Here is a 9,866-nt window from a genome sequence, read left to right as displayed (position 1 = left end):
CGGCCGGCCGGCCGGTGCCGAACTGGAGGTTCTCGTCGGCCACCGGTCCGCGCAGGGCCTTGGCGTCCTCGGGGTAGGACATCGCCATCCGCCAGGGCTTCTCGGGGCCCTGCTTGGGCAGGAGCTTCTCGCCGCGCTTGGCGTACCCGGCCTGGATGTCCATGACGGGCCTGCGCGTCGTTCCCGACGGTGCGATCGGAACCACCGTGTCGTATCCGCGGGCGTCCATGTGCCTGACCAGATCGATGAAGTAGCGACACATCAGGCTCACCTTGAGCGTCCAGGACGAGGTGGTGTAACCGATCGCCATCGCCCAGTTCGGGATCCCGCTCAGCAGCATGCCGCGATAACAGAGCGCGTCCGCGATGTCGACCTTGCGTCCGTCGACCACGATGGGCATGCCGTCGAAGAGCAGCAGGTTCAGACCCGTCGCGGTGACGATGATGTCGGCTTCCAGCTCCTCGCCCGACGCCAGGACGATTCCGCGCTTGCTGAACCGCGCCACGGCGTCCGTGACGACGGAGGCCTTTCCTTCCTTGATGGCGTCGAAGAAGTCGCCGTTCGGCGCCACGCACAGCCGCTGGTCCCACGGGTCGTACGGCGGGTTGAAGTGCTTGTCGACGTCGAATCCCTTGGGAAGGCGCTTGATGTTCTCGCGCCGGATCAGCGCTCGCCCGGTCTTGGGGAAGGTCCGCAGGCCCTTGACGATGGCATGTTCGGTCCAGATGTTCTTGAACCGCGTCACGGCGTACCCGCGCTCTTCCCCGAGCAGCTTCGTGAGGGCCAAGGCGACCTTGTCGACGCGGGGGAGCGCCATGACGTAGGTGGGGGTGCGCTGCAGCATCGTCACGTGCCGGGCGGCGCCCGCCCCGGTGGCCATGGCCGGCACCAGCGTGATCGCGGTCGCGCCGCTGCCGATGACGACGACCTTCTTGCCGCTGTAGTCGAGGTCCTCGGGCCAGTGCTGCGGATGGACGATCTGACCCTCGAAGTCGTCGCGCCCCGGGAACTCCGGGGAGAACCCCTGGTCGTACCGGTAGTAGCCGGTGGCGGCGAAGACCCAGCCCGCGCGGATCGCCTTGGTCCGGGTCTCGCCCGTGGCGGGGTCCGGCGTCTGGACGGTGAGGGTCCACTTCGAGTCCTCCGAGGACCACTCCGAGGCGACGACCCGGTGGCGGAGCCTGATGCGGCGCTCCAGGTCGTTCTCCTCGACCGCTTCCTGGAGGTACCCCTTGATGAGGTGGGCGTCGGCGATCGCGGCTTCGTGGCGCCACGGCTTGAACTCGTAGCCGAAGGTGTGGAGGTCGGAGTCCGAGCGGATGCCGGGATAGCGGAAGAGGTCCCAGGTGCCACCGATGTTGTCGCGGGCCTCCAGCACGACGAGCGACTTGTCGATGAGCTCTCGGCTGAAATAGGCGGCCGCGCCGATCCCGGAGATTCCCGCTCCGATGATCACCACGTCGAACTCCTCGACGGCGTCCAACACCTCAGCTGTCATGGCGTTTCCTCGCTGTTCATGTGGCTGGTGGATTCACTTTCGCCAGCCACGGCCGCCTGCGAGAACGACAGTGAGCACCTGCTTCGCCCGGGTCCGGTGCACGGTGCACAGGCCGGTCGCACCGCTGCTCTCCTACGGTTGGCGACGGCCGGGAGCAGCAGCCTTGCCGGCGGCCTTGTGGGGTTCTCACCGGCGTGATAGAGGTTTGCCGCCGCGGTTTAGTAGCACTAAACATCTTGTTGCGGTCCCCCTCCGGGATGACCGGCAGGGTGACTCGGGGTGATCAGGCGGTTGTCATGGGTCACAGGACCGACTCGGTGTGCGGGAGCGTGCGCACCCGCCGACAGCCGCACGCATCGCGTCGTGGGAGCCCGGCCTCGGTCTGACCGCGGAGGAGGTCGAGGCGGCTTGCTGTCGTGGAGACGTCGACGGTCGCCATGGCTTGGAGGCGGCCGCGGGTGACGACCACCGGATCACCGGCGAGGGGGAACGACGAGCAGCCCGGCTCCCGCTCGGGACGATCCATCCAACCATGACGAGCCGGCACCGGCCGTGAGCTGAAAGGTGATCGACATGACCGACCTCTCCAAGACAGGGCACGTCGAAGCACCCGGCGGTGAAGCGGGATCGGACGACCTGCTCGACCGCGGGCTCGGCATACCGCAGATCGTGTTCATGGTCCTCGCCGCGGCGGCGCCGCTCGGGCTGGTGGCCGGTGGGGTGCCGCTCGCCTTCGCCGTGAGCGGCAGCCCGGGTATGCCGCTGTACTTCGCGCTGTCCACCGTGATGCTGCTGGTCTTCGCGGTCGGCTTCACGCTGATGGCCGGCCGGGTACGCGACGCGGGCGCCTTCTACGCCTACGTCCAGGCGGGGCTGGGCCGGATACCCGGCCTCTCGGCCGCGACCCTCGCGCTCTTCTCCTACACGCTGCTTCTCGTCGGGGTGAACGCCTACGTCGGCGTCGCGACGAGCAACGTCATCGAGCGGTACGCCGACGTCGGCTCCCCATGGTGGTTGTGGGCGTTCGTCTCGCTGGGCATCATCGCTTTCCTCGGTTATCGCGACATCGAGCTGAGCGCCAAGGTGCTCGGTGTCGTGCTGGTGCTGGAATCCCTGCTGCTCCTGGTCATGGACCTCGGCATCGTGGGACACGGCGGCGCCCACGGCCTGACGGCCGAGCCGTTGTCGCCTTCGATCGTGGGGAACGGATCCCCGGGCCTCGGCGTGATGTTCGCCTTCTTCGGGTTCATCGGCTTCGAGGCGACGGCCGTGTTCCGCAACGAGGCCAAGGACCCCGACGTCACGGTCCCGCGGGCGACGTACGTCGCGATCCTGGTGATCGGGATCTTCTACTCGTTCACCGTGTGGGCGGTCGTGGTGGGTGTCGGAGTCGACTCCGTGACCGGGGCCGCGCAGGCCGACCCCGAGGGCCTTGTCCTCAAGCTGGCGCAGAGCTACGTCGGGTCCGTCTGGGCCGACGTGATGCAGCTGCTCCTGATCACCAGTCAGTTCGCGTGCGTGCTGGCCTTCCACAATGTCGTGACGCGCTACCAGTTCTCGCTGTCCCGGGCCGGCACCCTTCCGGCGTCGCTGGGCGTCGTCCACCCCCGGCACCGCGCGCCGTCATCGTCCTCGGCCCTCGCCTCGGCGGTCGCGTTCGTCACCACGCTCGTCGTCGTCGCGCTCGACCTCGACCCGATCGGGGACCTCTACGCCTGGTTCTCCGGCGCCGCCACCCTCGGCATCATCCTGCTGATGGCGGCCACCAGCCTCGCGGTGATCGGCTTCTTCCGGCGCGCCGGCGAGCGGCAGTCGGTGTGGCGCGCGGTCGTGGCCCCGGCCGTGGCCTTCCTCGGCCTGGCCTGGGTGGTCTACCTGATCGTCGCCAACTTCCCGCTCCTCGTCGGCACCACCGAGGGCGCCTGGGTGATCGGCGGGTTCGTCGCCCTCTCGGCCGTGGTCGGCGCGGTACAGGCCCTCGTCCTGCGATCGGCCCGACCGGCCGTCTACGAGCGGCTCCAGGTCGTGTCCTCCGGCCGAGGTCCGAAAGACGTGGTTTAGGCCGGTCCTCGCGTGACGCGCGGCAGTGGAGGCGACAGGACCCACAGGACCTCGCTGACCGTCGTGCCCGGATTGTCGAACTGGTGAAGCGTCTGACCGGAGAACGAGGTGGACGCCCCTGCCGACAGCATCCGGGTCTCGCCCCCGACGATCAGACGGGTCGAGCCGCTCAGCCCCATCGCGAAGATCATGGCGGTGTCGAGCCGATAGGGGCCACCCGTGCCCCCGCCCGGCTCGATCACCGAGCGGAAGACCTGGAACGCCGTGGTGCCGGAAGGCGTGAGCAGGTACTCGGTCACGCCTTCACCGCCCATGTCGATCCGGCTTCCGCTCTCCACGACCTGCTCCTCCGGGTGGGTGAACAGCTCGCCGACCCCGATCTGCAGCACATCGCAGACGCGCAACAACGTCGGGACGGACACGTTGGTGAGACCACGCTCCAACTGACTCAGGAAGCCCTTGGTGACATCCGCCCGATGCGCGACTTCCGTCAACGACAACCCGCGGCTGAGCCTGATCGCCCTCAGTTGCGCGCCTGTGGACGCTTCGAGGGCAGGGGAGTTCTTGGCCGCCCCGCCTGCTCTCCCGCTGTTTTCGATGGACATCGTGTGCTCACCGCCCGTCCAGAGATCGAGGTCGTGTGCCCATCGGGTGACAGGCCGACTCGGACGAGCCCCTCCGTGACACGAGGCTAAGGCATGCGCGTCACGGGTGGCCGGTGCCCTTCAGGGGGGGCGACGCCGCCGGAACTCTTGCAGCGCCACCGACAGCGTGGTAAATCTGCCGCCGGTTTAGCAACACTAAACAGCCCCCACTTTTGGAGCCCCATGCGCGCGGTTGTTCTCCGAGGCCCTGCCACGCCCTTCGAGGTGGTGAATACGATGCGCCGTCGCACCACCAGGGCGTCTCCTCATGGGCCGAAGAGGCCGTGATCCCCGCCGGCGACGCCATCAAGATCCACGAGGACGCTCTCCTCGAAGAGGGCCGCACAGGCGCTGGAGGACCTCGCCGCCGGACGGCGGTCGCGTCAACTGCCCATCCCCTGAGCCCGAAACCCCGTATGCCTCCGGCATGCCTCACCCACGAAGAAGGAAGCATGACCCGCATCGTCGACGACGTCGTCAACGGCATTTTCCGGTCCGCCACGGCCGCCTTTACGGCGCGGTCCAGGACGACGCCCGCACAGCGCCAGGACGCGCTGCTCGCCTTCATCTGTCAGTGACACGGCATGTCGGGAGCGTCGGCTCCCCGGGACCGGAGGGACACTTAAGACATGGAAGAGCTGTGGCCCCCGCCCTCCCGCGAGGTCGCTGATGCGATCAGGTCACTGTGCCAGCGTCTGCTGACGGAAACGGACGCCTTGATCGACGCCTTCGCAGAGCCCTCTCTGGTGGCCCAGAACGATCCCGCCCTCCTCGCGGACGCCTCGCTGGTCGAGGAGGACCGCGAGCTCAACCGCTCCGATCTCGTCCAATGGCTGACCGCGAACGTCCAGCAACCGGGGCGGCGGGTGGAGCCCTACGTCGGCCCGAGGACCACGGCTTACATCCACGATCTCGTCTCCCGCGGCATCGCGCCCGACTTCGCCGTCGCCTGGCGCGTGGCACTGGGGATCGGCTGGCGGCGATGGCTGGAGGAATGCGTGGCGCACTGCGCAGACCCCGACCTTCTCGTGGGGGTCCTGGACGTGTCGGGGAAGTCGCTGGTGCAGTACGCCCTCGACTCGGTCGCGGCCCTGCGCGAAGCCGGCCTCGCCGCGGCGATGGGCAATACGGACGCCGAGGGGATCGCACTGATCCAGCTGATCGCCAGCGGGGCACCGATGGCGGAAGACCTGGCCGAGGGACGCCTGCGCCATCGGATGGGGCGGTGGCACGTGGGCCTCGTCCTGTGGGTCGACGATCCTCAGCAGGCCGATGCCCTGGACGAGGCGATCCCGGCCGTGCGCTCCGCAGCCGGGGGCCGGAGCGCCCTGGTGGCGCGCGCCAGTGCCACGTCGCGGTGGATCTGGCTCTCGGGGGAGGTCGTTCCGGACCTCCACCATGTGGAGAAGGCCCTCGCGGCGACCGACCGGGTCCGCGTGGCGGTGGGAAGGCCGGGACGTGGACTCGAAGGGTTCCGGTCCAGCCACCAGGACGCCCTCGCGGCGCAGGCGCTGGTCATCCGGCTCGGGTCCGACCGGTGCTTCACCGCCTACGCCGACGTCGAGCTGATCGACGCGCTCACGAAGGACCGTGCCGGCGCACGTCGGTTCGTCATCAACACGCTCGGGCCGTTGGCCGAAGCCGACACGGCACTGCGGCAGGCACTCCTCACCTATGTGCAGTGCGGCTTCAACACCACCCGCGCGGCCGCCCACCTCTACGCGCACCGGAACACCGTCGAGCGGCGGGTCTCGCGTGCCAACGAGCTCTCGGCCGTCAAGGTGGAGCACAACCCGACCCATGTGGCGGCGGCGCTCCTGCTGCTGGACCTCGCGCCCGACATCGCTGTGACCGATCCCGGCTGAGCCCACCTCACGGGGCCGTGGCGTCGAGCCTCCTGAGCCAGTGGAGTGCCGGGAGAGCGAGCAGGGTGGCGGCCGACAGGACCGCGAACGCGATCGCGGGGCGGGTGACGAGCAGCCCGACCGCCGCCGCCAGCAGTACTCCTCCCAGATTGCCCGCCATCCAGATGAGACCGGCCGCCGTGCTCTCGGCTTCGGGTGCGTGCCGCTCGCTCAGGGAGAGCACGATGGGAAGAGCCGGCAGCAGCACGAAGCCCGTCCCGAGGAGCATGAGGAAGGCCATGGGCGTGCTCGGGACCAGGACGAGATGGAGGCAGGCCCCGGCAGTGAGAGCGATCGCGGCACCCATGACCTGGACCTCGCGGCCGCGTCGGTCCGCCCAGACGGGCACGACGGCGCAGCCGATCACGCCGGCGATCATGGTCAGCGCGAGGATCAGACCGGCGGTGGATTCCGAAACTCCCGCCGGCGCCAACAGCGGTTGCACGAACGTCGCGAGGGCGATGAACGTGCCCATCGGGATGGCGACGACCGCGCACAGACGTCGTACGTAGCGATTGCCGAGTGCCGCGCGAAAGGCCCGGAGCCCACTGGTCGCGGGTGCGGACTCGGGGCGCGCCCGCGGCGGGAGGCGAAGTGCCGCGACGAGACACAGCCCGGCGTCCATGGCGATCAGGGCGGTGATGAGGGTGAGGGTGCGGATGTGGCTCTCGCCGGGCAGGAACGCGCCCAGCAGGTAGCCCAGGACCATGCCGGCGAACGTGGCGGAGGAGGCGGCGGCGATTCCGGTGGCACGGTGCTTCTCGGCGAGGTAGCCCACGGCGAGACCCGGTATGGCGTTCAGGACGAAGGGCTGCCCCGCGGCGGCGACGGCCTGTCCGATGAACGCCCAGGTGAAGTCGTCGGCGACCAGTCTCAGGAACGCCCCTGACGCGGTGAGCACCGCGCCGACCACGAGGGCCGGACGGAGGAACCGGTCGAGCGCGATGCCGGCGGGGACGGCAAGGAGGACGTAGACCAGCGGGAAGACCTGGGACAGCCAGCCGATCTCGCCGATGGAGACGCCGAAGTGCCGCGCGGCGTCCTCCGTCACGGGCGCGTAGGTCACGAAGAGCGCCTGGGACGCGGCGGCCAGGAGGCCGTAGGCGAGGAAGACCACCCACCGGCTCTTCGTGTGCTGCTCGACGCGCGGCGCGGCCGTCGTCGCGGCCGCTCGTGCGTCTTCGTTCGCGCTCCCGGGGAGTACGTGACGACCGGGCGACTCGCCGCGCCTCCGGGTGCTGCGTCGGATCATGACCGTGGCGACTGCGCCCACGCCTACGGCGGCCGCTCCGCGTGCTCGTCGCTGAGCGGTCGTCAACTCCGGCATATCGTTGTCCTTGTCGGTCGACGGTGGTGCTCCACTGTCGCGATCCGGACTGCCCTTGGGTACGACACGCTGCACCCTGGTTCGCGCCGTCTTGTGCACTCGGCACTACCGGCGCGGGCCCAGGCCCCGCCTCGGTGAGGATGCGCACCGCCGCGCGGCGACGGGCGACACGCGGGCGTAGGCGCGCCTCGCATAGCGACCCGAATGTGGGGGTGCCGGTCCTGACACAGTCGTGGCTGCGGCGTTCGGGAACGCCGGACATCATCGGCGGGACTGGCTGGGACTGCTTCCGGGCCGGAGGAGGAGCGACGGCTGGTTCTCTGTTTATGGCCGGGATCGGCCGGTGATTTACGGGCGGATCGGACCTCCCGGAAGCACTCTGATGCTGACTTTTGCTGACTTTGATGAAATGCAGCGCCTCTGACCTGCGCAAACATCGACGAACCAAGTGCGGGTGGAACTTCGTGGACCGCACGGACGAGGAGATCCGCGAGGCGCGGGAGGACTGGATGGCCGGCTCCCGCTTCGGCGAGGTGAAGGGGTACGACGGCGACCGCCTGGACGCGCCCGAGGTTCCGGCGACCCAGCTGAAGGCGCGGGGGAGGGTGTGCTGACCTGGTGTTTTTCTGTCGTGTGACGATGTAGGGGCGGGGATGCTCCGCTCCGCCCGTGGGCTGTCGTCTCGGCTGGGGAGAGGCGTATCGCAGCCCCCGATGGCCGCCTAGTCAGCGGGTTCGCTTCCATGCTGTGCTCGTGTGGGAGCAGGTCTGGTCAGCTGGATGCCGACCTTTTGTCGATCTTACTGATAAGTCATCAGGTGCGTCGCGCGGGGTCGGCGGTTTCTCCGTCTGCTGGTGGTGCGACCAGACGTCCGCCTGAACAGCGGGAATGGTGATCTGTCCCGTGCCGGGGAAGTAGTGCTCGGGGGCGAGGGAGCCTGGAAGTCCTGGCAGACCGTCATGGCGCAGGTCCTATCCGGGCATGGGCCGGGCAGGCGGAGGCGGGCCGGCGCGGCCCTTTCCCGGGATTCGGCCTGCGGCAGGGCGAGAAGGGCGTGGCGGCGGTCCTCCGGTCACCGATGCCGTGGGCGCCCCCCGCGGGGACGGTCCGCGATCAAGAGGCGAGGTCGATCTCCGGCCCAGCCGCATGAGATGACCTCTCAGGATGGGAGGCGGGATGCTTGATCACTTCTGACCGGTTCTCGTCCCCACGGGCTGGCCGGCGGCCTGGGCCAGGCTCTTGTACAGGGACAGGCAGTCGCTCAGCCCCTTGGCCTCCAACAGGTGCCTGAACGACGGCTTCCGGCTCACGAGCCGGAGCCCGCCGGACCGCTGCCTGGCCTGACGGTCCGCGGCGACGAGGCCGCCTTGCCGCTTTTCCGAGGGGGGTAAATCATGAGAATCATCTGGTCAATACAGGTAGGTGGTTCTCTTCCTTTCGCCCGTCAAGAGGCTCTCGGGCGGGCGGTGACCTCTGGTGGATGGCTGGGTCCAGCGCGACGGAAGGTACCGCCCGCCCGTGGCGTACACCGGCCGGGAAAGGAGAGCAACCCCATGGTCCTCGTCACCTCCGATCTGATCGGCGCACCCTGCTGGCTGAGCCTCGCGGCGCGAGATCGGAGCGCCGCCGAACGGTTCTACAGCACAGTTCTGGGCTGGTCGTTCCGGCGGGGCACACTGGGTCGGGTGTTCTCCGTCGCCGAGGTGGACGGCACGCCGGTGGCCGGGGTCGCTGCCGTTGCCGGTGAGTTCGCGGTGCCCGTCGCCTGGACGCCGTACTTCGCGGTCGACGACGCCGACGTCGCGGTGGCGAGGGTCCGGGAACGCGGCGGTACGGTCGGCGTGGGCCCCGTCCCCTACCCGCCGAGCGGACGGGCGGCTCTGGTCGCCGACCGCGAGGGTGCGACGTTCGGGATCTGGGAGGGGCGTGTCCTGTCCGACTGGCGGGTCGGCGAACAGACCCCGTTGTGGCTGGAGCTGCATACCCGCGACGCGTTCGACGCCGCCCTTTTCTACGGAGAGGTCCTCGAATGGGGGGCCGAGGGCGTGGGCTGCTGCGACGTCTCCTACGAGGAGGACCGGGTCGTCCTCCGGCGCGACGGCAAAGCCGTGGCGCGACTCGACAGCGGGCCCGTCGAGGAAGCCGCCCCCAAGCCGCACCTGCGGCCCCGCTGGCTGGTCCACTTCACGGTCCCGTCGCTGGAGGCGGCCACCGCATCGGCGGTGGAGAACGGCGGCACGATCGTCCAGGACGGCCCGTGGCCGACAGGGGAGGGGCAGGCGACACTACGCGATCCGGACGGCGCACTGTTCACCCTCGACCAGGCAACGGCGGCGCCGTGGTCCCAGCGGCCTCCCGCCCGCTAAGAGGTCCTAACAAAGGCGTTGGACGTGGCGGTGGGTGATGAGGCAGGTGGCGAGGCCGAGGAAGGC

At 69.3% G+C, this 9,866-nt stretch carries 8 protein-coding genes and 1 pseudogene; 5 read left to right on the top strand and 4 right to left on the bottom strand.

What is annotated here, in order from left to right:
• Together CCN56_RS34860 and CCN56_RS42755 are read right to left on the bottom strand one after the other, a co-directional pair.
• A partial coding sequence (locus tag CCN56_RS34860) for an NAD(P)/FAD-dependent oxidoreductase (RefSeq protein WP_086831800.1) occupies nucleotides 1–1,498 on the bottom strand: 1,498 nt, incomplete at its 3' end.
• A 301-nt stretch (nucleotides 1,499–1,799) separates the two neighbouring features.
• A complete protein-coding gene (locus CCN56_RS42755; RefSeq protein ID WP_143664718.1) occupies nucleotides 1,800–2,024 on the bottom strand; it encodes a hypothetical protein in 225 nt (74 codons plus the stop codon).
• A 47-nt stretch (nucleotides 2,025–2,071) separates the two neighbouring features.
• Between CCN56_RS42755 and CCN56_RS34855 the strand changes: the two genes are divergently transcribed.
• Entirely contained in the window at nucleotides 2,072–3,559 is a 1,488-nt protein-coding gene (locus CCN56_RS34855) for an APC family permease (protein WP_086831799.1), read from the top strand.
• Here CCN56_RS34855 and CCN56_RS34850 read toward each other — a convergent pair.
• Nucleotides 3,556–4,164: a helix-turn-helix transcriptional regulator gene (locus CCN56_RS34850; RefSeq protein ID WP_086831797.1), complete on the bottom strand. Its 609-nt coding sequence runs from the start codon at nucleotides 4,162–4,164 to the stop codon at nucleotides 3,556–3,558. The genes CCN56_RS34855 and CCN56_RS34850 overlap by 4 nt on opposite strands.
• A 491-nt stretch (nucleotides 4,165–4,655) precedes the next feature.
• On the opposite strand from CCN56_RS34850, the gene CCN56_RS45175 reads away from it, so the two are divergent.
• Together CCN56_RS45175 and CCN56_RS34845 are read left to right on the top strand one after the other, a co-directional pair.
• A complete protein-coding gene (locus CCN56_RS45175; protein WP_256962335.1) occupies nucleotides 4,656–4,781 on the top strand; it encodes a hypothetical protein in 126 nt (41 codons plus the stop codon).
• A 51-nt stretch (nucleotides 4,782–4,832) separates the two neighbouring features.
• A complete protein-coding gene (locus CCN56_RS34845) occupies nucleotides 4,833–6,068 on the top strand; it encodes a CdaR family transcriptional regulator (protein WP_086831796.1) in 1,236 nt (411 codons plus the stop codon).
• A gap of 7 nt (nucleotides 6,069–6,075) precedes the next feature.
• Here the strand turns inward: CCN56_RS34845 and CCN56_RS34840 are convergent, their stop codons facing one another.
• Nucleotides 6,076–7,359, bottom strand: coding sequence for an MFS transporter (locus tag CCN56_RS34840; protein ID WP_086831798.1), 1,284 nt, complete (start codon nucleotides 7,357–7,359; stop codon nucleotides 6,076–6,078).
• A gap of 530 nt (nucleotides 7,360–7,889) precedes the next feature.
• On the opposite strand from CCN56_RS34840, the pseudogene CCN56_RS34835 reads away from it, so the two are divergent.
• Nucleotides 7,890–8,048, top strand: a pseudogene (locus tag CCN56_RS34835) (pirin); the annotation flags it as partial.
• A 939-nt stretch (nucleotides 8,049–8,987) separates the two neighbouring features.
• Nucleotides 8,988–9,800 carry a VOC family protein gene (locus CCN56_RS34830; protein WP_086831794.1) on the top strand — a complete coding sequence of 271 codons (813 nt, stop codon included), beginning with the start codon at nucleotides 8,988–8,990 and terminating at the stop codon, nucleotides 9,798–9,800.
• The last annotated feature ends 66 nt before the right edge of the window (nucleotides 9,801–9,866 follow it).

This window comes from Streptomyces sp. NRRL B-24572 (assembly GCF_002156145.1).
Taxonomy (GTDB): Bacteria; Actinomycetota; Actinomycetes; order Streptomycetales; family Streptomycetaceae; genus Streptomyces; species Streptomyces vietnamensis.
Note: the sequence above shows the minus strand (reverse complement) of the source record. Positions and strands in the feature narration are given on the sequence as shown.

Excerpts from the sequence above, each read along its gene's own strand:
- CCN56_RS42755 (WP_143664718.1), bottom strand. The coding sequence starts at position 2,024 with ATGGATCGTCCCGAGCGGGAGCCGGGCTGCTCGTCGTTCCCCCTCGCC.
- CCN56_RS34855 (WP_086831799.1), top strand. The coding sequence starts at position 2,072 with ATGACCGACCTCTCCAAGACAGGGCACGTCGAAGCACCCGGCGGTGAA.
- CCN56_RS34850 (WP_086831797.1), bottom strand. The coding sequence starts at position 4,164 with ATGTCCATCGAAAACAGCGGGAGAGCAGGCGGGGCGGCCAAGAACTCC.
- CCN56_RS45175 (WP_256962335.1), top strand. The coding sequence starts at position 4,656 with ATGACCCGCATCGTCGACGACGTCGTCAACGGCATTTTCCGGTCCGCC.
- CCN56_RS34845 (WP_086831796.1), top strand. The coding sequence starts at position 4,833 with ATGGAAGAGCTGTGGCCCCCGCCCTCCCGCGAGGTCGCTGATGCGATC.
- CCN56_RS34840 (WP_086831798.1), bottom strand. The coding sequence starts at position 7,359 with ATGATCCGACGCAGCACCCGGAGGCGCGGCGAGTCGCCCGGTCGTCAC.
- CCN56_RS34830 (WP_086831794.1), top strand. The coding sequence starts at position 8,988 with ATGGTCCTCGTCACCTCCGATCTGATCGGCGCACCCTGCTGGCTGAGC.